20 protein-coding genes are annotated in these 24,556 nt (G+C 53.9%); 4 read left to right on the forward strand and 16 right to left on the reverse strand.

The genetic code is table 11. From position 1 onward, the window contains the following. Positions 1-93: 93 nt before the first annotated feature. The 5 genes from AAC086_RS10465 to AAC086_RS10485 form a co-directional block, all read right to left on the reverse strand. Complete coding sequence (locus tag AAC086_RS10465; RefSeq protein ID WP_339778525.1) at positions 94-1,839, reverse strand: retron Ec67 family RNA-directed DNA polymerase/endonuclease; 1,746 nt, start codon at positions 1,837-1,839, stop codon at positions 94-96. 229 nt (positions 1,840-2,068) lie between these two features. Further along, positions 2,069-3,451, reverse strand: a complete 1,383-nt coding sequence (astB, locus tag AAC086_RS10470; RefSeq protein ID WP_339778527.1) for an N-succinylarginine dihydrolase — start codon at positions 3,449-3,451, stop codon at positions 2,069-2,071. Continuing rightward, entirely contained in the window at positions 3,448-4,929 is a 1,482-nt protein-coding gene (gene astD / locus AAC086_RS10475) for a succinylglutamate-semialdehyde dehydrogenase (protein ID WP_339778529.1), read from the reverse strand. The genes astB and astD overlap by 4 nt, the downstream gene beginning before the upstream one ends. Before the next feature lie 55 nt (positions 4,930-4,984). Further along, positions 4,985-6,004 (reverse strand): arginine N-succinyltransferase, encoded by a 1,020-nt coding sequence (locus tag AAC086_RS10480; protein WP_339778531.1) that lies wholly within the window; start codon positions 6,002-6,004, stop codon positions 4,985-4,987. A gap of 4 nt (positions 6,005-6,008) precedes the next feature. Further along, entirely contained in the window at positions 6,009-7,250 is a 1,242-nt protein-coding gene (locus AAC086_RS10485) for a hydrolase (RefSeq protein WP_339778533.1), read from the reverse strand. A 235-nt stretch (positions 7,251-7,485) separates the two neighbouring features. On the opposite strand from AAC086_RS10485, the gene AAC086_RS10490 reads away from it, so the two are divergent. Further along, positions 7,486-8,706, forward strand: coding sequence for a PLP-dependent aminotransferase family protein (locus tag AAC086_RS10490; RefSeq protein WP_339778534.1), 1,221 nt, complete (start codon positions 7,486-7,488; stop codon positions 8,704-8,706). Positions 8,707-9,213: 507 nt separating this feature from the next. Beyond that, positions 9,214-10,407, forward strand: coding sequence for an MFS transporter (locus tag AAC086_RS10495; RefSeq protein WP_339778536.1), 1,194 nt, complete (start codon positions 9,214-9,216; stop codon positions 10,405-10,407). Positions 10,408-10,487: 80 nt separating this feature from the next. Here the strand turns inward: AAC086_RS10495 and AAC086_RS10500 are convergent, their stop codons facing one another. The 4 genes from AAC086_RS10500 to AAC086_RS10515 form a co-directional block, all read right to left on the reverse strand. Beyond that, entirely contained in the window at positions 10,488-10,610 is a 123-nt protein-coding gene (locus AAC086_RS10500; RefSeq protein WP_339778538.1) for a hypothetical protein, read from the reverse strand. A 2-nt stretch (positions 10,611-10,612) separates the two neighbouring features. After that, positions 10,613-11,605, reverse strand: a complete 993-nt coding sequence (gene cydB, locus AAC086_RS10505) for a cytochrome d ubiquinol oxidase subunit II (RefSeq protein WP_339778540.1) — start codon at positions 11,603-11,605, stop codon at positions 10,613-10,615. A 17-nt stretch (positions 11,606-11,622) separates the two neighbouring features. Continuing rightward, positions 11,623-13,008 (reverse strand): cytochrome ubiquinol oxidase subunit I, encoded by a 1,386-nt coding sequence (locus AAC086_RS10510; RefSeq protein ID WP_339778541.1) that lies wholly within the window; start codon positions 13,006-13,008, stop codon positions 11,623-11,625. Positions 13,009-13,401: 393 nt separating this feature from the next. After that, positions 13,402-14,319: a LysR substrate-binding domain-containing protein gene (locus AAC086_RS10515; protein WP_339778542.1), complete on the reverse strand. Its 918-nt coding sequence runs from the start codon at positions 14,317-14,319 to the stop codon at positions 13,402-13,404. Positions 14,320-14,437: 118 nt separating this feature from the next. Here AAC086_RS10515 and AAC086_RS10520 point away from each other — a divergent pair, with 118 nt between their 5' ends. After that, positions 14,438-15,595: a YeiH family protein gene (locus tag AAC086_RS10520; RefSeq protein ID WP_339778544.1), complete on the forward strand. Its 1,158-nt coding sequence runs from the start codon at positions 14,438-14,440 to the stop codon at positions 15,593-15,595. Between the two features lie 41 nt (positions 15,596-15,636). Here the strand turns inward: AAC086_RS10520 and AAC086_RS10525 are convergent, their stop codons facing one another. The 3 genes from AAC086_RS10525 to adh form a co-directional block, all read right to left on the reverse strand. Then, positions 15,637-15,948: a hypothetical protein gene (locus AAC086_RS10525; protein ID WP_339778546.1), complete on the reverse strand. Its 312-nt coding sequence runs from the start codon at positions 15,946-15,948 to the stop codon at positions 15,637-15,639. Further along, complete coding sequence (locus tag AAC086_RS10530; protein WP_339778820.1) at positions 15,909-16,334, reverse strand: DUF779 domain-containing protein; 426 nt, start codon at positions 16,332-16,334, stop codon at positions 15,909-15,911. Before AAC086_RS10530 ends, AAC086_RS10525 begins: the two co-directional genes overlap by 40 nt. Positions 16,335-16,412: 78 nt before the next feature. Then, positions 16,413-17,933 (reverse strand): aldehyde dehydrogenase, encoded by a 1,521-nt coding sequence (gene adh / locus AAC086_RS10535; protein WP_339778547.1) that lies wholly within the window; start codon positions 17,931-17,933, stop codon positions 16,413-16,415. Positions 17,934-18,301: 368 nt separating this feature from the next. Between adh and AAC086_RS10540 the strand changes: the two genes are divergently transcribed. Next, on the forward strand, positions 18,302-20,227 hold the full coding sequence (locus tag AAC086_RS10540) for a sigma-54-dependent Fis family transcriptional regulator (protein WP_339778548.1): 1,926 nt from the start codon (positions 18,302-18,304) through the stop codon (positions 20,225-20,227). Between the two features lie 130 nt (positions 20,228-20,357). On the opposite strand, the gene AAC086_RS10545 is transcribed toward AAC086_RS10540, so the two are convergent. The 4 genes from AAC086_RS10545 to AAC086_RS10560 form a co-directional block, all read right to left on the reverse strand. Then, entirely contained in the window at positions 20,358-21,623 is a 1,266-nt protein-coding gene (locus AAC086_RS10545; RefSeq protein WP_339778549.1) for an extracellular solute-binding protein, read from the reverse strand. Positions 21,624-21,718: 95 nt separating this feature from the next. Then, positions 21,719-22,534 (reverse strand): carbohydrate ABC transporter permease, encoded by an 816-nt coding sequence (locus AAC086_RS10550; RefSeq protein WP_339778551.1) that lies wholly within the window; start codon positions 22,532-22,534, stop codon positions 21,719-21,721. Then, positions 22,531-23,430 carry a sugar ABC transporter permease gene (locus tag AAC086_RS10555; protein ID WP_339778553.1) on the reverse strand — a complete coding sequence of 300 codons (900 nt, stop codon included), beginning with the start codon at positions 23,428-23,430 and terminating at the stop codon, positions 22,531-22,533. Before AAC086_RS10555 ends, AAC086_RS10550 begins: the two co-directional genes overlap by 4 nt. Next, the gene (locus tag AAC086_RS10560; RefSeq protein WP_339778555.1) at positions 23,421-24,539 is read right to left on the reverse strand and encodes an ABC transporter ATP-binding protein; all 1,119 of its coding nucleotides are present in this window, start codon (positions 24,537-24,539) and stop codon (positions 23,421-23,423) included. The genes AAC086_RS10555 and AAC086_RS10560 overlap by 10 nt, the downstream gene beginning before the upstream one ends. Positions 24,540-24,556: the final 17 nt, after the last annotated feature.

The raw sequence follows: 24,556 nt of genomic DNA on the forward strand, positions 1-24,556 counted from the left end.
ATCGCCATAGTGCCATGCCGTAAGCGGCATTAAATTTTGAAGCCATTACGGTTGGCAGTAGATGCTGCTGGTTGATTTTTTATTTGCTGTATTTTAGATGCTTTTGTGGTGAAGTGTTGCTGCACAAATTCTATCTAAAATTATTGAAAATTGTTCAAAATTTATTTCTTTTCTCTTTTGCATTATTAATTTTTCTGCAAATATATTTTTGCCATAGTGGTTCGTTTTGTTGAATTTTTTTTCGTCCAATTCCAGTTCTTTTCCGCCTATTTTTGTTTTTAATATTTTAGATTCAAATAAATTTTCAATCATCATTTCGATCTTTGGTGACGGTCTCGGGATGGAGATTAAGTAAAGATTTTGAGTTATGTGATAGAATTCATCTTTGCCGTCAATAGATGATTTTATTATGTTTTTTGCTTTTTCAAATACAGGTTTTGCACCTGAGTCATTGTCGACAAGAATAATAACGGGGAATTTTTTTCCGGAGCATTTGAATATTTTTGTTCTGTCGTTGTAATGGTGGATTAATGCTGCCAAGTCCCCGGTCCCTCCAGAAAATTGCATTATATCCATGTTCATTTTTGAGTAATTGAAAAAGTCTATTTTTAATTCAAAGATATCTTTTTTCTCTATTAATGAGGGGTATTTTTTGTGTAGGGCTTTTAACGCGCACTTTAAGTATATGTTATCAGTTTTTCCTTCGCATAATATAAGAGGTCTTTCAAGTGAATGGAATTTGTCAAAGTACAAAAAATTACGATACAAGTTGTGTATGGCAGTGGGGTTTTTCCACTTTTCTTTTATATCTCTCTCGTCGTGATCTGATTTGATGTCGTAAATGAAGCTTAATACTCCGCGAAGTTGGTCTTTTGTTCCTAGTGCTGTTGGTGCGGGTGTTTTCAACGAGCCAGATTTCATCTCCTTTCCAATATAAAATTTACCGGATGTAAATATATTGTGGCACATTGAGCGGGCTTGTTTGTAATATTCTTTTTTTACGTTTACTTTCTTGTTTGTCGTTAATCCCGTTACTGATTGGCGGTAAGCATTTAGCTGCATGGATGTTTTTTTATTGTTTATCTTGAATCCTGTTGTATTAATTTTATCTGTTATAACTTTGCTTGGTGTCCACGAATTATTTTCGTCTTTAACCGCGATTAACTCAGGAAAACATTTTTCTCTTGTTGAAAATGTGAGGTCGTCCGCATATCGTGAATATGTGCATTTGGCTGTTTTTGCAACTCTAGATAATCTCACATCCAGTATATGGCCAATGAAATTTGATATTATTGGGGAGCAGGGGCTTCCTTGAGGAAGCTCGTTGTTATGGCAGGCAATTTGTGCAATTAAGGTTGCAACTTTTGGGTTTAATTTAAAGTCATTGCTTGCCATAAAATATCCTCGTACCCTTCCGAAGTTTATGGAGGGAAAGAAATTTTCAAGGTCAATATTGAAAACAAATCTTTTGTTTTTATGTTTTTTTGCATTGCTCTTTATCCCGAAGGCAACTTTCTCTTCGTCCTTTTCTCCGATGTTTATTGTTTCGTGAGGTCGAAAGCCATGAGATAGCGAGTTTCTATATTTTTTGACGGCATATATCTCTGTATAGCATATATTTAATAACTGAGCCGTTCTTTGTTGCACTTCTTTCAATCTTTCGCACGGCGCGTTAATCATTCTTTCAGTGCCGTTTTTCTTTTCTATTGAAAAGGTATAGTATTTTTTGTTATCAGGTATCTTGTATATGATGTATGATAAATTTTTTGGCTTGTATCCAATTATTTCTGAAAATTCAGATAAGTTATTTGCTGTTTTAAGCTGATCTAATTTTGTCATATTTGTCATCTTGATCTTATGATTGGCTTGCAGACACTCTTATGCAAAACGTCCAGCCAACATAGCATTCATTGGCATAAAGATCATCAGGGAGCAGAACCCCCATCTGGCATGTTTTTTATATGCCGCGATTCACGGCAACAAATCTGTCTGCAAGCCGTGTATTATTTAGCAGCGAAAGGAATCGCGTTCAATCTTAATTCTTGGGAAAGTGCAATTTTTTCTAAAACTAGATTCTTGATTCCCGCTGAAAATCATAAATCGGCCCCAGATCAAGCAATCGGGTTAGCTCATCTAATGCCGTGCGAACCTCGGTTAGCAATTGCGGGTCGCGGAAATCGTCGGCGATGAGGTGGTCGCGGTAATGGCGATTGACCCAGTTGGTGAGTTGGGTGAAGCCGTCGTTATCGAGAAGCGTTTTTGGGTTGGTGGCGGCCAGTTCGGCCTGATTAAGCGCAACGCGCAAGCGCAGGCAGGCGGGGCCGCCGCCATTTTGCATACTTTGGCGCAGATCGAAAAATTTGACCTGTTTGATCGGCGTGTTGCCCTTGCCGATCAGATCATAAACATAATCGCGGACGGAAATAGTGTCTTCGGCTTCGGTGGGTAGAACCAGTATCATGTCGCCATTTTCGGGCAGGCGCAAAAGCTGTGAATTAAACAGATAGCTTTTGATCACATCATCCAGCGGCACACGATCCCTGGGGACTTCGATGCTGGCGAAATCGGCGATGCCGGTTAGTTTGCGGCGGATTTCATCTAGCACCGCCGGGGTATCGACAAAGGCATCCTGATAATGAAACAGGGTATTGGCATTGCCGACCGAAATAACATCGTTATGAAAAACCCCGGCATCAATCAGATGCGGGTTTTGTTGAGCATGGATAACGCGATTATTCGACAGGCCATGATGGCGGGCGATGGCGCTGCCTGCTTCAAATGTTTGCCGGGCCGGATACCTGCCGGGCTGAGTATGGCTACCCTGAAAGGCATAGCGGCCAAAAACGAAAAATTCGATGCCTGCTGTGCCGTAATCATCACAAAAACGGGTGTGGTTGGCGGCCCCTTCGTCGCCAAAATGGCTGACGGCGGGCAGGGCCGGGTGGTGGGTGAAATGGTCAGGATCGGGGAAGGTTGCGGCAAGGGCGCGACCAGTAACGTCGTGTTCGATCGATCGGTGAAACATGGCGCAGAGATTGGCCGGGGTGAAATGCACCTTGCCATCGGCAGTGTCGCCACTGGGCGATACGGTGGCGGCATTGGCCGTCCACATCGGTGAGGCCGATGCACTGGCAAGCACATAATTGGGGTTGGCTTGCCATGCCTTGGCAAGAATGTCGCCATCGGTGCCCGTAAAGCCAAAAACATCGCGAAGCGTCTTGATATGCGGGCGTTCGTGGGGCGGAAGAACCCCTTGCACAAAGCCCATATTATGCAGGGCTTTCATTTTGGTCAGGCCCTGCAAAGCGGCTGCTTTGGGGTTGGAGATGGCGGTGGCGTTGCGCGTCGAGGCGACATTGCCAAAACTTAGCCCGGCATAATTATGGGTCGGGCCGACCAGCCCGTCAAAATTGGCCTCGACACTGGTGGAAAAGGCAAAATCGCGGGTCATGGGCGAACTCCGTTGGGCAAGTTGGCCGGGGCAATAAGAGTTTCGCTTTCAAGCGAGGCCACCGGCCAGGCACAATAATCTGCCGCGTAATAGGCCGAGGGGCGATGATTGCCGCTGTCGCCAATGCCACCAAAGGGGGCGGCACTGGACGCCCCGGTAAGCTGTTTGTTCCAATTGACAATGCCCGCCCGGCTTTCGTGCAAAAAGCGCTGCCACAGCTTGGCATCATCGGATAGTAAACCAGCCGCGAGGCCAAAGCGGGTGTTGTTGGCCTCAACCATTGCAGCATCAAAATCATCGACCCGGATGACCTGTAAAAGCGGGCCGAAAAATTCGTCATCGCCGCGGTTGTTAACATTGGTAACATCGATGATGGCCGGGGTAACAAAGGGCAGGTCTATATCTGGCCGGGTCATGGCGCGCAGGGCAATGCCCCCATTGCCAATCAGATGATCCTGCGCCGCCATCAACCTATCGGCAGCGGCATTTGAAATAACCGGGCCCATGAAGGGTTCCGGCGTGTGGCCGGGGGCGGCGACAATCAGCCTGTCGGTCAGGGCCTGTATGGCATCCAGGATGGCATCACCCGCAGCCCCCTTTGGCACAATCAGCCGTCTGGCACAGGTGCACCGTTGCCCGGCGCTGATAAAGGCGGACATGACCGTATGGTGGGCGACAGCGGCCAAATCGCTGGCATCCCAAACCACCAGCGGGTTGTTGCCACCCAGTTCAAGCGCAAGGATTTTTTGCGGTTGGTCGACAAAGGTGCGGGCAAGATGGCGCCCGGTCGCGGCACTGCCGGTAAAAAACAGGCCGTCAATTTGTGCATGATTGGCAAGGGTGATGCCGGTATCGCGTTCGCCCTGGGTCAGGTTTAAAACGCCATTGGGCAACCCGGCGCTATGCCAGAGCTTTACCGTTTCCTCCGCCACCAGCGGGGTCAGTTCGGAGGGTTTGAACACCACGCAATTGCCCGCCAAAAGAGCCGGAACGATATGCCCGTTAGGCAAATGGCCGGGGAAATTATAGGGGCCAAACACGGCCACAACCCCGTGCGGTTTATGGCGCAAAACGGCCCGCCCACCGCCGGGGGCATCGGCATTTTGGGTGCCGGTGCGTTCATGAAAGGCGCGGATCGAAATGGCGATTTTACCGGCCATTGCGCTTGCTTCGGTCAAGGCTTCCCAATGCGGTTTGCCGGTTTCATCGCTGATGGCGCGTGCGAGTGTATCTTTGTGATCGACCAGCAATTGGGCAAAGCGTTCGAGTATTTCAATTCGGTGCGATAGCGGGCGCGACGACCAGTTCCCAAGGGCAGCACGGGCAGCATCAAGGGCGCGGTCAATATCGGCCGCATTGGCGGCATTGCCCTGCCAAAGCGTTTTGCCAGTTGCCGGGTTGAGCGATGCAAATGAAGCCCCGCCCGCCACGGACCATGCGCCATTGATATAAAGGCCTGAATGCGATGTGGTGGACATAATGTGCCTTCCGTCATGTTGGTGCCCGAATGAACAGGGCCGCGTCGGGTTTGGTTTAATCGGCGACGTAGCGGATCTGATCGCCCACGGAAATGCCCAGTTTTTCGGCCTCGTTGCGGTCAAGATCGACGGTATCGCGATTGATCGGGTGCATATGGAGCCAACTGGACTGAAAGCCCTTCAGCGCGATGGTGCAGGCAAGATGGCGGCGCATGGATGTGTTGCGATCCACAAGGTTGCGCACGGTAGCCAGTCGGGAATGGCGAATGGTGCGGATATCTTCCAGGCGCACATCAACACACGGCCCGCCGTCAAACACATCCACCGCGTTGGAAAAGCGAAAGCCTTCCTTTTTCAGCAGGTTCAGGGCCGGGCGGGTTTCATCATGGGTTTTGCCAATTACATCCTGTGCCGCCTTGGGCAGCAGTTCGATATAGATCGGGAATTTTGGCATCAGATCGGCGATGAACTGGTTATTGCCTACGCCCGAAATATAATCGGCATCGGGGAAGGGCAACTGGAAGAAGTGCGAGCCCAGGGCCTCCCATAACGGGGATTTACCATCTTTGTCCTGCCAGCCGCGCATTTCGGCCATGACGATGTCGGAAAAGCGCGATGCAAAGCACCCCATTAGTAAATAACGCGAGCGCGCGAGAAGCTGGCCATTGCCGTTCTTGCGATAGGCCGGGTCCAGATACAGTGTGCCAACTTCGGTTGCACCCTGATAGTCATTGGCAAGGTTTAAAAGGTGCGAGGTCGAGGTGACATTCAGTTCGTGCGAATATTGGGTGATTTTCAGGATTTTATAGTTATAAAATGCCTTGGATAATCCGACCCCGGCATAGATTGCACAGGTACCGGCAACCTTGCCGTTTTCGGTATCTTCCAGCACCATAAAATAGCTTTCGCCGCCAGGGCCGTCGACGTCGCTTTCAAAGGCAATAATGGAATCGGCAATGCGGGTTTCAAGGATACCGCGATTGGCGGGCAGGGTGGTTAGCCCCTTTGACGCACCAGATGCCAGATCAACCAGCCGGTCCAGATCGGCCATTATTGCAGGGCGCACGCGCATCATGTGCTTAAATCTCCGATTTCACAAAACTGGCGGGCAATTCACCGGCACCGGCCTTCATTAAAATCAGGGCGGATAATTTGGCGCGTTCGATCAGGCTGTCGAGTTTGACAAACTCCTGATCGGAATGGATCAGACCGCCGCACACCCCAAGGGTGTCGATATTGGGCAATCCGGCTTCGGCCAGGTTATTGCCATCACAACAGCCGCCGGTGGCTTTCCAGGCAATGTCGAGATCAAGGTCGCTTCCAATATCGCGCACCCATTCAAACAGGGCTTTGGTTTTGCCTGCCATTTCCTTGGGGGCACGGCCAAAGCAACCATGCAGGTCGGCTGTGATGCCATTCATGGCATTTAGCTGGTCGATAATGGCGTTAATGCGGGCCTCGGCGCTGTGGCGTTCATCATGGGTGGCGACCCGGACGTTAAAGCGCACAATGGCGGTATCGGGGACGATATTGACCGGCCCGCCACCATCAATTTTGCCGATGTTAAAGGTGGCATCGCCGGTTTTGCCGTTTAGTGCATCAAGGGCGGTGACACAGCGGGCAGCGGCCACCATGGCACTGCGCCCGGCGTAAAATTCGCGCCCGGCATGGGCGGCTTTGCCACGAATGCGGATTGAAAAATTGCCCGATCCCTTGCGTGCCCCGGCAAGGGTGCCATCGGCCAGGGCGGGTTCGAAGATCATGCCGAAATCGGCGGCACGGGCGCGTTCGGCCAATATTGGCGATGACCCTGCCGACCCGGTTTCTTCATCGGGGTTTAAAACCACATCCCAGCCAATGCCGTTGGCAAAGGGGCTGCGTTCCAATGCGGCCAGCGCATTAAGGATGGTTAGAATGCCGCCTTTGGCATCGGCGACACCGGGCCCGTTCAGGGTGGTGTCGTCTCGTTGGCGCGGGGTTTGAAAGGGGCTTTCGGGGCCAAATACGGTGTCGTAATGAATGCACAAAAGCGCACGCACCGGGGCCTGGGGACGTTTGGAAAATTGCAAAACCTTGCCATAGGGCACCGGGACACTATCGCCGCCAGGTGATACTGCTTCGCCATCGGGCAGGTCGATTAATTTTGTGTCGGCGTCAAGCTCGGCAAAGGCGGGCAGGATGGCATCGGCCATTTGCGCCAGACCATCGATATTGCCGGTTCCCGAATTGATGGCCGACCAGGTTTTCAGGCGATCCAGCGTTTGGTCGTATCGCGGGTCCAGCCAGTCCAGCCACGGCTGAAATTTTGCATGTTCGGTCATGTTGCCCTGTGTGATGGTTTGGCGTTTTTGGGTGTTTGTTGACGATAGAGTGCCAAAATCTGCCCGGCAGGTGGTGCGGGATGCGGGGTTGTAAACAGCATTACTTGCGGTCGGCGAAAAGCTACATGGGTAATTTTATTTCAAAAATTGACCATCTAGAAAAATAAACTTGATTTAAAGCAGGGTTGCTCGCTTAATAATGGCAGCAAGGCTGACCTAAACATAGAGAACCCCCATGACCATCCAATGGAATGACCTGATCGTGCGCGATGCCCGCGCCCTGACCGCATCTGAAATCCGCGATTTGCTGAAGGTGGCAGAGCGCCCGGAAATTACCTCCTTTGCCGGGGGCGTGCCGGACCCGTCGCTTTTTCCGTTGGGGGATTTTAATGATGTTTACCGCGATTTGATGGATGACGATGTCGCAGGCCGCCGCAGCCTGCAATATTCGATCAGCGAAGGATTACCGGCCTTGCGCCAGTGGATTGTCGATGATCTGGCATCAAGCGGGGCCGTGCGCGGTATTGATAACATCCTGATCACCTGTGGCGCGCAGCAGGGGCTAGATATGCTGGCCCGGCTGTTGCTGGAGCCGGGGCGGGAAATTGTTGTTGAAAAGCCGACCTATCTGGGGGCGATGCAGGCGTTTTCCATGCGCCGTCCGACCTATGTCGGGGTGAATATGGACGCGGATGGCCCGGTGGTTGCCGACCTTGATGCCGCCTTTGCGGCGGGCGCGCGGATCGCCTATCTGGCACCGGATTTTCAAAATCCGACCGGGCGATCCTATAGTCTGGAACGCCGTTTGGCGGTTCTTGAGGTTGCGCGTCAACATGGGGCGGTTATTTTGGAAGATGCAGCTTATTCCAAGCTGTCTTATGATGGCGAGGTTATACCGTCGTTGTTGGCCCTTGATGAAACGCATGGCGATCAGAATGCCGGTACCGTTATTCAGTTGGGTACATTTTCAAAAACACTGGCACCGGCCCTTCGCATTGGCTGGGTTTGTGCGCCGCGCCCGGCAATTGAACGGCTGGTGCTGATGAAGCAGGCCGGTGATTTGCATGTGTCGACCATCAATCAGGAAGTCGCCTTGCGGGCGGCGCGCAGGTTGTTCCCGGCCCATATCGATACTCTGCGCGATGCCTATCGCAGCAAACGCGACACGATGCTGGCTGCCCTTGATGAATTTATGCCCGATGGCGTGACCTATACCCGACCGGAAGGGGGTATGTTTATCTGGCTGACATTGCCGGAAAATATCGACAGCCGAGCATTGCTGGAACTGGCATTGGCGGAAGCAAAGGTTGCCTTCGTTCCCGGTCAGGCTTTTTTCTGTGATCATAGTGGTTGTCATACCGCAAGGCTTAGCTTTGCAACCGAAAAACCGGAGCGTATTCGTGCCGGGATCGAACGGTTGGCGGCATTGATCCGGCGTGTGCATAATCAGTATTAACCTGTTTCGCCGCATGGGTTTATGCGTTTGCAGCATGAGTGTGGCGGATGGTTTGAAGGCGATGCTGCTTAACAATGGTGTGACCAGGTCGCACCATTGTTTAACGGAAGGAGTATGCTGATGACGGTTAAATTCTCCATATCCCTGAGCGATAGCCAGGGTGCCTTTGCGCGTGCGCTTGTGGTGCAGGGCTGATAGTCAAGTATCAGTTCTGTCCTTCAACAGAGGCTGGAATTGCTGCGCCAGCGGACGGAAGGTGAAGAGCTTGACGTTGGGGCACTTCGTAAACTTTTGACGGCACGCCAGCAGATGAGAGATGCTGCATTCTGGCTCAACAAGGGAGCAGCGCGTTGGGTTGGAGCAGTATATCCGTTTGAATAACTGCGCTAAATGCATGGCAGGGCGGCTTTTTTCACGCTGCTGATTTAATTGACTGCGCGCAGGGCGGGTATATCGTCAAAACATCATTTTGGTGCCACCACACCGCCTTCGCGAAAGCCCCACCCGATGACCCTTAACGCCAGGCTGTTTTTTGCCTCGATGTTTTCTGCCCGTTTGGGCGATCAGTTTTTACTGTTTATTGTGCCTTTGGTTGTTTACCAGACGACCCAAAGTGTTGCCCTTTCCGGGCTGGCCTATGCGGCGGAAACCCTGCCGCGTACCTTGTGTTTCCCCTTTTGCGGTATTTTATCGGATCGCGTTTCCCCCATTCGCCTGATTCGCATCACCCAGTTGGGCCGGGCGGCGATTGCCTGTGTCGGCCTGGTCGGTTTTGTGCTGTTCCCCAACCCGGTCTGGGTGGTGCTGATTTCGGCCTTGTGCGGGGTGTTGGCAAGCCAGGGCTTTATGGCGCGTGAAGTGATGCTGCCACAAATTTTCTCCACCGCCCGGTTTGACCGGGTGCAGTCTTTGGCGCAAACGGTGGATCAATGCTGCATCATTATCGGCCCGCTGGCTGCCGCCACCCTGTTTGGTTTCACCAACTGGCAGGTGGTTGTTGGCGGCGCAGTTGTGCTGTTTGTGCTGGGCGAGGGCGCCATGATGGTGTGGCGGCGGATTAACACGGTTGAACTGATTGAACCCGAAGTCACCAAAACCCCTTTCATGGCCCCGTTAAGGGTGGCGTTTCATCATGTGATGTATTTGCCGGGCTTAAAACGGCTGGTGATTTTAACTGCCGCGATCAACCTTGTTTTCGGGGCGACCCTGGCAACCTCGGCGGCCATGGTAACCGGCCTGTTTGAGTTGCCCGGCAATTATTATGCCCTGCTGCAAACAATGGGCGCGCTGGCGACGGTGTCGGTATTGCTGATTATCGCGATGACCAATCTGGGCATTGGCCGCATTGGCACCATTGGCTATGTCATGGTGATTGTGGGCGGCATTATTACCGCGTTCAGCCCCAATTACTGGGTTTATGCGTTGGGTTTTGTCTTTATTCTGGGGTTTGATGGCATGTATGCGGTTTATATCCGCACGGCCCGCCAGCGCATTATTCCCGCCCGCGATCTGGGTAAAACGACCGGCGTGGTGATTTTGTTTAATAGTCTTAGCTTGCCGCTTTCGGGGTTAATTGTGGGTTTGGCTGCAAGCCCGGCACAAACCGGCTGGGTGATTCTAGGGTTAAGCGCCTTGATGGTGGTTGCGGGGCTGGCAGTGACGGTTGGTGTTTGGGCGCGCAAACCGGTGGCGGCGGCCTGACGGGCAGGATCTGTCATTTAACTTTGACCGAAATGAAAACGGGCCACCCTGGATGTTGGGTGGCCCGTTTTTTGTCTGATCTAGTTAAGTCCCATCAGGGCGCGCAGGCCATAGGCAACGATGGTAAGTGTGCCTAACCCGGCCAAATAAAGGCCCGCGAACCATAAAAGGCGCTGCGTTTTGCTGTTTTGAACCTGAGCCATGATCAATGATACCCTGCATCGTCAGTTTTGCCGCGAAACACATAATAGGCATAAGCGGTGTAGCCCAGAATGACGGGCAGGAAAATGGCTGCGCCCACCAGCATAAAGGACAGGCTGTTATCGGGCGATGCCGCATCACGAAAGCTGATGACAGGCGGCACGATATGGGGAAACAGCGTAATGCCGAACCCCAGATAGCTTAGGAAAAACACCGAAAGCGTGATGCCAAAAACGGTCTTTTCGCGCCGTTTTACCGCGTGCCACAGCCAGAACATCAACCCCACCGTTACAATCGGGATCGGGGCGAGATAATAGATGTTCGGTGTTGAAAACCAGCGTTCGCCATAGGCCGGGTTTAAATAGGTCGTCATCAGTGAAACAACGCCAAGATTGGCCGCCATCCAGATCACGGCGGGTTTGGCAATGGCGCGTAATTTTCCCTGCAAGGGGCCATCGCATTTCATGATCAGCCAGCCTGCGCCAAGCAGGGCATACCCAACGACCACGGCACTGGCACAGAATACCGAGAACGGGCTGATCCAGTCAAACGGGCCGCCGATAAAGTGCCCATCCTTGATATTGATACCTTCGATAAAGGCCCCCAGCATCGCCCCTTGCATGGAAGCGGCAATAATGGAGCCTGCGGCAAAGGCAAAATCCCAGTAGTTGGTGTGATCGCGGCTTTTAAAGCGAAATTCAAACGCCACCCCGCGAAACACCAATGCCAGCAGCATGATGATGACAGGAATATAAAAAGCCGTCAGTAACAGGGAATAGGCCTCGGGGAAGGTGGCATAAAGGCCACCGCCGCCCAGTACCAGCCAGGTTTCATTGCCATCCCAGATCGGGGCGATGGAATTCATCATCTTGCCCCGGTTTTCCGCTTTCTTTTCAAACGGAAACAGAATGCCGATGCCCAGATCAAAGCCGTCGAGTGTGACATAGGCAAAGACGGAAAAAGCAATTAGCAGGACCCAGATAAGTTGATAATCCATAATCTTTCTCCTGCCGGTTAATGTTTGGATGTGTCGATATGATCGACAACATTCGCATGATCGGCGCGATAGATTTCGTGCGGGTCAATATGGGCATGGCGCGGGTCCTGGCGCATGGCGCGCAGGATATAGGCCGTGCCAACCCCAAAGACGATGGTATAGGCAACAAAGAACGCGGCAAGCGACCCGGCAATGGCCACCGGCGATATCGGCGATCCGGCATCGGCGGTGCGCATGATGCCGTAAATCACCCAGGGCTGGCGGCCGACCTCGGTTGTGATCCATCCTGCCAGAATGGCAATGAACCCGCTTGGCCCCATGATCAGGGCAAAACGATGCAGCCATTTGCAGTCAAACAATGTTTTGCGATAGCGCGCCCACAGGCTGCCAACCGCGATCAGCAACATCAGGATGCCCAGGCCAACCATGATGCGAAATGACCAGAACAGGATGGTGGCATTGGGCCGGTCTTCGGGGGCAAACTCGTTTAACCCGCGAATTTCACCATCGAGCGTATGGGTTAAAATGATGGAGCCCAGATAGGGAATTTCAACGGCATATCTGGTTTCACCAGCCTTCATATCGGGCCAGCCAAACAGGATCAGCGGGGTGCCACCTTTGGTCGTTTCAAAATGGCCTTCCATGGCGGCGACTTTGGCGGGTTGGTGTTCAAGGGTGTTAAGGCCATGCATGTCACCCGCAATGATTTGCAAGGGGGCAAAAATCGTGATCAGCCACAAGGCCATGGAAAACATGATTCGCGCCGCATCGTTTTCACGGTTGCGCAGCAAATGCCATGCACCCACACCGGCCACAACAAAGGCGGTGGTCAGATAGGCCGCCAGCACCATATGGACCAGACGATAGGGGAAGCTGGGATTGAAAACGACGTCAAACCAGTTTTCAACCACAATACGACCGGTTTCAATGGTGTAGCCCGCCGGGGTTTGCATCCAGCTGTTGGCCGATAAAATCCAGAATGCGGAAAACAGCGTGCCAATCGCCACCATCGCGGTGGCGGTAACATGCAATTTAGGCCCCACCTTGTTAAGGCCAAACAGCATGACGCCCAGAAAACCGGCTTCAAGGAAAAATGCCGTTAACACTTCATAGGCCATCAGCGGGCCAATGACCGGGCCGGAAAGTTTGGAGAACGGCCCCCAGTTGGTGCCAAACTGATAGGACATAACAATGCCCGAAACCACGCCCATGCCAAAAGCCAGGGCGAAGATTTTTATCCAGAACTTATAAAGCGAAAGGTAGGTGTCATTGCCGGTGCGAAGCCACATTGCTTCAAGCACCAGAAGAAAGCTGGCGAGCCCGATGGTCAGGGACGGGAAGATAATGTGAAATGCCATGGTAAAGGCAAATTGCACACGCGCCAGTATTTCAGGATCAAGCATTGCCTGTTTGTCCTTGTGTTATGCGAAGCATCCCTTTTGTTTCCAACCCTGTCGGGCCTGTATTATGCTTTTCGCCATGTTGCAGGCGCGAGCACTCAGGGCGTAACAAGGCTGAACGGCACTTTTTGTAGAACTTGTGCCTTTGTACGATCATTTCGATAAGATGGTTTAGCCCGGCTGATCGCTACATCCACGGGCAGTATGCTGCATTGCGTTTGCGCAATTTCATATTAGAAAAATGATAAATTGGGGCTGGAAAGGGTCGTTTTATCTCGCCCGGGCCAGAGGGACGGCATCTTGTATGGAAGGCGTATGCCAAGGTGGCAAGCCGATTACGCCGGAACTTGGTCCAGACTCGTCAGACTCGCCAATTTCGCCTGGTTGATGGGCGGTTCATGGTGCAGAGATGCTTTTTGCAGGCAAGTGCCGGTTCAGGGCAATATCGGCCAGGACACTGGCCGCCCGGCTATGATGGCGTTCTTTGTGGTGCAGCATCATGAAAGACCGTTCGGGCAGGGTGATGCTGGCCCGAAACAAGCGGCCCTGTTCGATGAAAGGCAGGGCGACGCTGCTTGAGACGACGGTGGCGGCATTGCCAGCGGCGGCGGCGGAAATGACCGATTCATTTGACGGTAAAGTCAGCACGACATTAAGGGTATCGGGGTTGTACCCGGCACGCTTGATGGCATTTTCAAATTCGGACCGTGTGCCCGACCCGGTTTCACGCAGGACCCAACTGCTGTGCGTGATCAGATCGTCAAAGGATAATGCATCTTGCGATGTGGCCCAGATATGGTCGGGGCCAACCACAACCATTAGCGCATCCCTGGCAATTTCGCGCATCATCAGGGCGGGTTCGTTAATTTCACCTTCGATAAAACCCAGATCGGCCGCACCTTCGACAATGGCGTCACTGACATTTTTGGTGTTGCCGATCACAAGGTTGATTTCAATGCGCGGATATTGGTCGTGAAAGCGCATTAAAACCGGCGGCAACCAGTAACTGGCGATGGTTTGGCTGGCCGATACATTCAAGGTACCACGCTGGAGCCCGCCTAATTCGGCAAGGGTCAGTTCGGCAGCCCGGGCGCGGGCAAGGGTGGCGCGGGCCTCGACCAGAAAAATACGCCCGGTGTCGGTTAGTTCGATTCGGCGCCCGACGCGGTGAAACAGCTCAACCCCATAAAAAGTTTCCAGGTTTTTGATCGCGGCACTGACGGCAGATGGCGTGAGATTGATGATTTCGGCTGCCCGTGTCAGATGTTCGCGCTGGGCGACAGCCACAAAGATGCGCAACTGTTCGAATGTCATGAGCGGCAACCCTTGTTTGATTGTGTCATAAAATCGAATGATTTATATCATTTTATTCGATGGAAGTGAACTGTGTAAAATGTGAAATTCCGCCTGTCTTAATTCTACAGGTGTCGCCATGTTAATTTTTGATCGTATTAAACTGCTTTTACCCGGCCTTGCTTTGACCGCTGTGGTGTCCCTGGTGGCGCAAATTGGCGAAAAGGTTGAACTTGGCCTGTTCGGGCACCCCTGGATCGAAGGGCTGGTGCTGGCGATTTTGCTGGGCACGGCGTATCGCAGTATTTTTGGTCTGCCCGATAAATTTGACGCCGGGGTAACGTTTAGCGCCAAAACCATATTAGAGGTGGCGATTGTGTTGCTTGGCGCGTCGATCAGTGTTGAGGCCCTGAAAGGGGCCGGGTTTTACCTGGTTGGCGGCATTGTGCTGGTGGTGTGCCTAAGCCTGGTGGTCAGTTACAGCATTGGCCGGGCTTTGGGCTTGCCCGCGAGGTTGGCAATATTGGTGGCCTGTGGCAATTCGATTTGCGGTAATTCGGCAATTGCCGCAACCGCCCCGGTGATTAATGCCGATGCCGAAGATGTGGCCGCGTCCATCGCCTTTACCGCCGTTTTGGGCGTGGTGTTTGTCTTGATTTTGCCATTTTTGCAGCACGCATTGGGCATGTCGGCAACGCAATACGGGGTTTTCGCCGGGTTAACCGTTTATGCCGTGCCCCAGGTATTGGCCGCGACCGCCCCGGCCGGGTTGGTGGCAACACAAATTGGCACCTTGGTGAAACTGGTGCGTGTTTTAATGTTGGGCCCGGTAATTTGTACGCTGGGGCTCGGCGCACGTCGCCAAATGGCGCGCAGCCATGCTGCCCGTATGCAAAGTAATAATGTTGCATTCACCGGGACTGGTGCGACAACGGCAGAAGGCGCTGTGGCAGGTAATGGCGACATTACCGACGAAAGACAGGATGACGCAGAACTGGCCGTAAAGGAAGGGCTGGGGGCCGGGGTGCCACTCAGTAAATTGTTGCCGTGGTTTATTGTTGGTTTTCTCGCCATGATGACATTGCGCTCGATCGGGATGTTGCCCGATGCAGCGGTTATTCCGATGCAGCATGTTTCGTCGATCCTGACGGTGATGGCAATGGCGGCACTGGGCCTGAGCGTGGATGTCCGCAGTGTGATGAATGCCGGGGGACGGGTGATTTTTGCAGCTAAATTGTCGCTGGTCTGCCTGTCGCTGGCGGCGTTCGGCTTGCTGGCGGTGTTGCAAATTGTTTGATTGCGTTAACTGGTATTTAGATGCAGCGTTAGATAATCAAGTCATTCAACAACAATTAAAAATTTGTTGAAGATATGCGCCAAAGTTGGTGCCAGGCAAAAAAAGTCCGCCATCCCGTTAAGGGCGGCGGACAAGTTTGCAAGATAAAACGTTGGCGCAACCAGGACCATCCAGGCGGGGTGGACGACCCGCGTGGGACGGGAGGCAAGGAGTCTGCGCCACATCAACCGGATCGGGGTAAAGACCGGTTCCGTTTTATCTTGCTGTGTTCCGTTCAATTCAGTTTCGTTCTTGCCGTTATTCAGCCAGATTTTCAGGCTTTCGTTTGCTCGACGTCCTTTAACCTTGCCCATTCATCGTCGTTAAACACGCGTGACCGGGTTAAAAAGCGTTTTCCTTCGGGGCCTTCAAGCGAGAACATGCCGCCGCGCCCGTCCACAACATCAATGATCAATTGGGTGTGGCGCCAATATTCAAATTGTGCACGCCCTATGTAAAAGGGGCTTCCTTCTATTTCACCTAGTAAAATATCCTGGGCGCCGGTTTTGAAATCGCCCAGGGCAAAACACATGGGCGCACTGCCATCACAACATCCGCCTGATTGATGAAACATGACCGGGCCGTGAATGTCCTTTAGGGTCCGGATCAGGGCGGTGGCGGCATCGGTTGCGATGACGCGGGGCGGAACGTCGTTTGTGATTGTGGTGGCAGACGGGTTTGTATCGGCTGCGCTATCCATTGTCATTTTTGGCTCCTGTTGCGGGAATGTTGCCGGGCCACCCGGGAGGGAGATAGCCCGGCAACGCTCAGGGAGACCTTAGAAGAAGCCCATCGGTTTCGGATCGTAGCTGACCAGCAGGTTTTTGGTTTGCTGATAATGGTTCAGCATCATCTTGTGGTTTTCACGACCGATACCCGATTGTTTGTAACCGCCAAAGGCAGCATGGGCCGGATAGAGGTGATAGCAGTTGGTCCAGACGCGGCCCGCCTTGATGCCGCGGCCAAAGCGGTAAGCGCGGTTGGCATCGCGTGTCCATACCCCGGCCCCCAGGCCATACAGGGTGTCATTGGCAAGATGCATGGCTTCGGCTTCGTCTTTAAAGGTGGTGACAGAAACCACCGGGCCAAAGATTTCTTCCTGGAAGATGCGCATTTTGTTGTTGCCCTTGAAGATGGTTGGCTGGATGTAAAAACCACCCGCCAGATCGCCTTCAAGTTCGGCCTTGTTGCCGCCACACAGAACTTCGGCTTTTTCCTGTTTGCCAATATCAAGATAGGACAGGATTTTTTCCATCTGTTCGGTCGATGCCTGTGCGCCGATCATGGTGTCGGTATCAAGCGGGTTGCCCTGTTTGATTTTGGCAACACGCGAGAGAACGTTATCCATGAATTTGTCATAGATGCTTTCTTCGACCAGAGCCCGCGACGGGCAGGTGCAAACTTCGCCCTGGTTAAGCGCAAACATGGTCAGGCCTTCGGCGGCTTTCTGGCGGAAATCGTCATCCTGTGCCATGACGTCGGCAAAGAAAATGTTGGGCGATTTTCCACCAAGTTCCAGGGTAACCGGAATGATGTTTTCACTGGCATATTGCATGATCAGGCGGCCAGTGGTGGTTTCGCCGGTAAAGGCAATTTTGGCAATGCGGTTGCTTTGCGCCAGCGGCTTGCCTGCTTCCACGCCAAAGCCCTGCACAATGTTCAATACACCGGCGGGCAACAAATCACCAATCAGCTCGGCCAGAACGCAGATCGAGGCCGGGGTTTGTTCGGCCGGTTTCAAAACAACGCAGTTGCCAGCGGCCAATGCCGGGGCCAGTTTCCAGACCGCCATCAGGATCGGAAAGTTCCAGGGAATGATCTGGCCAACAACGCCCAGCGGTTCATGGAAATGATAGGCAACGGTGTTGTCGTCAATTTCGCCAAGCGACCCTTCCTGTGCGCGGATGGCACCGGCAAAATAACGGAAATGGTCAATTGCCAGCGGAATATCGGCAGCCAGGGTTTCGCGCACGGCCTTGCCGTTATCCCAGGTTTCGGCAACCGCCAGCATTTCCAGGTTCTGTTCCATGCGGTCGGCAATTTTATTGAGGATATTGGCGCGGTCGGTAACCGACGTTTTGCCCCATTTTTCGGCAACGGCATGGGCGGCATCAATCGCCTTGTTGACGTCTTCTTCGCTGGAGCGCGCGACCTCGCAGAAAACTTTGCCATTCACCGGCGTAACATTTTCAAAATAGCGACCGTTTGCCGGGGCGACCCATTCGCCACCGATAAAGTTTTCATAACGTGATTTGAAAGAAACAAGGCTGTCGGAATCGCCAGGGTTTTTATAGATCATTTGAACTTATCCTCCGTGATGAATGGCGTTTTGCCACTTTTTTAATTTCTCCATCTCAGACTGGCAAAGTCTGTGCCAAGTTGTGGCTGATGATGCAGAACAGGTAAAATCATAAAAATTTCAAACGGTTGCCAAGACTTGCCGTGGGGATGCACTGTGTCGTGTTCTGGCGGGAAGGCCGTGACAGATGGAACAAAGTGTCTCGTTTTTGACACATCTTTTATGCTTTGGTCGCAGGATGACGAAACAGGTTGGTGCTTGTTGCGGGCTTTGTTAGGATTTGGCGGTGACCGGGTTGCTGTTCCTACACAGCGCAGGCCAAAAAAACAGGCCATGAAAACAACCGGCACAAGAAAAAGGAACGTCTGATGTCTGGAAGCCATGTCGGTGGACGGATCGAGGCTGCCTTGCAACTGAGCGGTGTTGCCCAGAACCGTGCCGTCCTTGAATCGTGGCAGCGATGCCACGACCAGTTCGGTCTTGTTCACGAAACAGCCCGACGCCCCGAAATTATATCTGAAAGTCAGACCCGCCAGCGCCGGGATCGCAGTGGCCGGTTGTTTCACCATGCCCATGAAATGGTGCGCACCCTGTATCGCAAGATTGATACGGCGGGATATGCGGTTTTTCTAACCGACCGTGACGGCGTTATTCTTGACAGTGTTGCCGCCCATTCCATGTTGCCATCTTTTCGCACCAACGGCCTTTTGCCCGGTGCGATCTGGAGCGAGGAACGCGAAGGAACCAATGGTATTGGCACCTGCCTGGTCGAAGGACGGCCCATTACCATTCACAAGGACGAACATTTTTTAACCCAGCATGCCGGGCTGACCTGTACCGCCGCACCGGTGTTTGACCCGGATGGCAAAGTGTGTTCGGTGCTTGATATTTCCGCTGTGCGTAACGACATTCGCCGCGAAGATTGCCTGCGGGTGCGCAGCCTGGTGGCCGATTATGCCGATGCGCTGGAACGTATTTTGTTTTTCGATGAATGCGCCAACGATATCATCGTGCATTTGCACCCCGATGCCGAACATGTTGGCACCGCGCGTGACGCCCTGATTGCGGTGCGCCCCGACGGGGCGATTACCGGCAGCACGGCGCTTGCGCGCAGGTTGCTTTCGGCGTCGGGCGGGGCGCAAAATATTCAGTCCCTGTTGGGTGCTGATATGGACAGTTTAATGGCGCGGATGTTGGCCGCAAACCCGGTTGCCTCCGGTAATACCGGCACCCAGGCCGTGCCGATTGGCGGCGGCGGGGTGATGTTTGGCCAGTTAACCCTGCCCGAAAAACAGCGTCGCCGGTTTTATACAGCAAAACCACAGCCCGTGCAGCGTCCGGCCAATGATGGCCATGATATTCCCGATCAGGATGGGGTCCTTCGCCGACTGTTTCAGGTGGGCAGCAAATTGCTGGCCAATGATATTCACCTGTTGATGTCGGGTGAAACCGGCAGCGGCAAGGAACATCTGGCGCGTGCCATTCACAACAGCGCCATGGGGGCAGGCAAGCCGTTTGTTGCGATTAATTGTGCGGCCCTGCCCGAAAGCCTGATTGAAAGTGAATTGTTTGGTCATGCCAGCGGGGCTTTTACCGGGGCGGCGCGCGACGGGTTTGGCGGACGGATCAAACAGGCCGATGGCGGGACGCTGTTTTTGGACGAAATTGGCGATATGCCGGTGGGCATTCAGGGGCGGTTGTTACGGGTGCTGGAACAACGCTGTGTCGAACCCCTGGGCAGTACCAAATCGGTGCCGGTTAATTTCCGGCTGATTTGTGCGTCCAATGTTGATCTGGCACATGCGGTTGCCAACGGCAAATTCCGCGAAGACCTTTTGTATCGCATTAAGGGGGCGCGCCTGGCATTGCCGCCCCTGCGCGAACGGGCGGATATGGCCGATCTGGTGGCGCGGTTGCTGGCCGGATTTGCCAAGAACGGGCCGGTGCGCTGTGATGACGGGGTGATGGATGTGTTGCACCGCCATAACTGGCCGGGCAATGTGCGCGAACTGGTTAATGTGTTGCAATATGCCTGTGTTTTTGCCGAAAATGGTATCATCAAGGTGTCGCATCTGCCCGATGATTTAAACGGATTGATCAAAAATGCCGAGGCAACCGTACCGGCGCAGACGAACGGCCATAATCCCCTGTGGCAGGCCGAGCGCGATGCCCTTGGCAAAGCCCTGAACGATCAGTGCTGGCATGTCAGCAAAACCGCAAAAATGCTGGGGATCAGCCGCAATACCCTGTATCGCAAAATGGAAAAATACGGCATTGGGCGGCAGAACGGATAATTTTGCCGGGGCGCGCGGCAAGCCCGTGTTGGCTGATTTAGCCGTGTTATGATGTGCCATGTAGTGGGCAAAAAAGAACCCCGGCGAAGGAACCCGCCGGGGTTGCTGTGTAATTTTTTTGAAAGATCGATTATTTCATGCCAAGGCGGGTACGGACCGTTGCGGCGAGGGATTTAATCGTTTCTGCCGGGTTGGCACCGTCCGTAACATTGACCAGAGCCGCCGCGATCAAATCGTTTACGGCAACGCCTTCGTCACCCGGATAGGCGTACCAGGGACCGGCAAATTTGGCGATTTGCTGGTGGGCCGGGCGGGCCTGCGGGTTGGCGGCATAATAGCTGGCAAGATAGCTGTCATCCTTGACCAGAATGGAATTGGTCGGGGCATAGCCGGTATTTTCAACAATGATTTTTTCGCCTGCCGGGCTGGTCACAAACTGCATATAGCGCCAGACGGCCTTTTGTTGGGCGGGGTCGGTTGCCAGCATCACCATGCCTGAACCACCGGTGGGGAAATAGACCGTGTTGGCCGGTGCCATGACAGGCAAGGGACGAACGGTAACATTAAACTTGTCGCCTGCACCCTGCACGAAACGGTTCAGAAGCGACGAACTTTCCAGCATGATGCCAAGCTTGCCGGCCGGAAAAGCCTGGCGGGCGTCATTGCTGCCATAGGTTTTCATGCCGCCTTCTTTGGCGAAACGCTGATAAAGGGTTGCCGCCGCAATGCCAGCCGGGCTGTCAAAGGTGATGTCGGTTTCATCTGCATTCATCGGGCGCCCGCCATAGGCACCCAACAAGGATTGAAAACGCCAGTCATGCGGTTCAATCCAGATACCATCGGTGGTTGGCGACAGAGCGTTGATTTTCGCTGCCAGTTTGATGATCCCGTCAAAATCGGTCGGGAAGGTTGCCATCGACCCGCCCGCCTGTTTGACCAGATCGGGGTTTACATACATCACCAGCGTTGAGGCCGAAACACCCAGCGCCCAGGTCTGGTCTTTGTATTGCCCCAAACGAACGGCAGGGCCGTAACCCTTTTCATCAAACGCTTTCATGTCGCCAATAAAGGGATCAAGCGGCTGGGCAAGGCCGCGTGCCTGAAGAACGCGCCACAGATTAAGGCCGACATAGGCGATATCGGGCAGCTTGCCTGCGACCGATTCACGCAACAGGCGCTGGGTGCCATCTTCATAGCTGTCAGCCGGACCATCAAGCACGACTTTAACATCGGGATTGGCGGCCATGAAGGCGTTTGCCAGTTGTTCCTGGGGGTTGGCCCAAATGGTGGGGATACTGTAATGCAGGCGAATGGTGGTTTCCGGGGCGGAAGCAGAGGCGAAGCCGGGCGCAAGGGCGCAAAGGCCGAGGGCGGCGGCAAGCAGGGTTTTCTTCACGGGTCTTCTCCTGGATTAAGGTCGGATGCAAAGCGGAGTGAAAAGGGAAAAGAAAAAGTCCAGAGAACTTGTCGGCAGGCATGTTTTGTGAGGCGCTATCCCTTAAGGCCGCCCGTTGCCAGCCCCTGAATGAAGCGGCGTTGTGCCATTAAAAAACCAACGATCATGGGGGCGATGACGATAACGGTGGCCGCCATCAGCGGGCCAATATCGGAGCCTGATTCACGGTCGCGGAAATACAGAATGCCGCGGGGCGGGGTGGCAAGCTGCGGGTCGGAGGTGACAATCAGGTTCCAGAACAAATCGTTCCAGTGGGCGACAACCGAAAAGATGCCAAAGGCCGTGGCTGCGGGCAGAACAAGTGGCAAGGCGATGCGCCAGACGATGGCGGTTTCTGACAGGCCATCAAGCCGGGCCGCATCAAACAGGTCGGGTGACAGCGCGGCAAAGGCCTGACGAAACAGGAAAATGCCAAACATCGAGGTGACAAAAGGCACAATCAGGGCGGTGTAGGTATCGAGCAGGTTCAGTTTCGCCAGGGCCAGAAACAACGGAATGGCGGTGACATGAAACGGCACCAAAAGCCCTGCCAGAACCAGACCAAAAATAACCTGACGGCCGCGAAACCGGCGCTGGGTCAGGGCATAGGCGCAGGGGACTGAAAACAGTAGCTGGAAAACCAGAATACCGGCGCAGACAACCACCCCGTTAAACAAAAAGCGCCCAAGATCCACCTTGGTGAAGGCGGTGATGTAATTATCCAGCGACAGGTGGGCGGGGAAAAAATTGAGTACCGGGCTGAAAATTTCAGCACTGTCCTTAAACGATAAGGACAGCATCCAGAAGAAGGGCACAAGCATAAGAAACGCGCCCAGCACCAGGGCGGTGATGAGGAAAATGCGGCCGATCATCGGTAATGGACCTTTTTTTCGAGGATGCCAAATTTCAAGGCCGTGACAAGCAGGACCAGAAGAAAGAAAACGATGGTCAGGGCGCTGGAATAGCCCGCTTTGAAGTAAACAAATCCTTCGCGGTACATCGCATAAACCAGCACGTCAGACGCAAAGGCCGGGCCGCCCTTGGTCAGGGTGGCGACGGTTTCAAACACCCGAAAGGCGCCCGTTGCAGTAATGACTGTCACAAACAGGGTGGTCGGGCCCAGCATCGGCCATGTCACGGTCCAAAACCGGTTCCAGCCGCTGCCTGCGCCATCCAGTTGGGCGGCGTCATAAAGGTCTTCGGGGATGGCGGCCAAGCCAGCCAGAAACAACACCATGTTATAGCCAACCGATTGCCATATCCCGATCACAGTCAGCGTATAAAGAACCAGCCCGCGATCAGACAACCATGCCGGGCCTTGTTGCCCCACGGCGGCAAGCAACTGGTTGACCAGCCCCAGACTGGGATGCAGCAGCATTTGCCACACCACCGCCATCGCAACGATCGTGGCGGCAACCGGCAGGAAATAGGCGGCGCGTAATCCGCTGGCAAAGCGCGGTGATTTTTGCGCCAGGCGATGCAACCCCAATGCCACAATCAATCCCAAAAAGATGGATGCCGGAATAACAATGGCCGCATAAACAAGGGTGTTGGTTACGGCACGGCGCGCGGTCGGGTCGGTCAGCATGACGATGTAATTTTGCCCGCCAATCCAGTTAAAGCTGCGCGCGCCAAACTGGTAATCGGTAAAGGACATCAGGGCGACAATGACCACGGGAATAAAGATCAGCACAATCATTGCCAGGGTGGCCGGGCCTGCCAGCCAGATGTCGGTCAGGGTCGATCTTGACGTGCGGCTCAGGCGCATGATGGTGCCCCTGTATGCGTGGTTTCAAGGCGTTTGCCACTGGCGGCGTTAAACACATGCAGATGGGCGGGCGCGCAGGCGAGGTGAATTTCCGATCCCGGTGCCGGGGGCTGCCAGTCGCCGGTTGCGGTGGCGCGCAGGGTGATGCCGCCATCGCAAATCACATTCAGCAACATTTCTGCCCCCTGATATTCAATCGTGTGCAGCCGCCCGGTAATGGGGCCGTGCGGGGCCGGGGTTAAATGTTCGGGCCGAATGCCGGTGATAACCGGGCCGCCGGGGGCTGCAATGCCAACATTGTGAAATATTGGGTGCAGGCCGCCCGACTGCGGACCTGGCACAAAGGTGATCGGATGGGTGCCGACAAAGGCCGCGACATCGCGGCTGGCCGGTGTTTCATAAAGCTGGCGTGGGGTGCCAAATTGTGCCACCCGACCGCCCAGCATCACGGCAACCCGGTCGGCCATGCTCATGGCTTCAACCTGATCGTGGGTGACATGCACAAATGTGCGACCAGTTGCGCGGTTTAACGCCACAATTTCGGCCCGCATTTGCACGCGCAATTTGGCATCAAGGTTGGATAACGGCTCGTCGAGCAAAAAGACCGACGGATCGCGCACCAGCGCACGGGCCAGCGCAACGCGCTGTTTTTGCCCGCCCGACAGGGCACCGGGTTTGCGGTTTAGCAAGTCCGATATGCCAACTGATGCCGCAACCTTTTTAACCCGGGCCTGTGTGTCGCTGCGGCGCACGCGGCTGGCGGGGAAAAGGCGGCCAAGGGGGGATCGGTCAATGCGCGAGAGTTCGCGCATGGCCAGCGGCAGGCCGATATTTTCGGCAACCGTCAAGTGCGGGTAAAGGGCGTAGGATTGAAACACCATGGCGACATTGCGCTCCACGGCGCTTAACCCCGCAATATCCCGGCCTTTGATCCGAACGCACCCGGCGTCCGGATCATCAAGACCGGCAATCAGGCGCAGCAAAGTTGATTTACCACAGCCCGATGGCCCCAGCAGGGCCAGAAAACTTCCTTCCTCGGCGACAAGGGATACGCCGTCGAGAACGGTATTTTCGCCAAAACGGCGCGTAACGGCGTCGATCTCTATCATTTCTCGGTTCCTGTCGC

The organism is uncultured Thalassospira sp., from assembly GCF_963976115.1.
Classification (GTDB): Bacteria; Pseudomonadota; Alphaproteobacteria; order Rhodospirillales; family Thalassospiraceae; genus Thalassospira.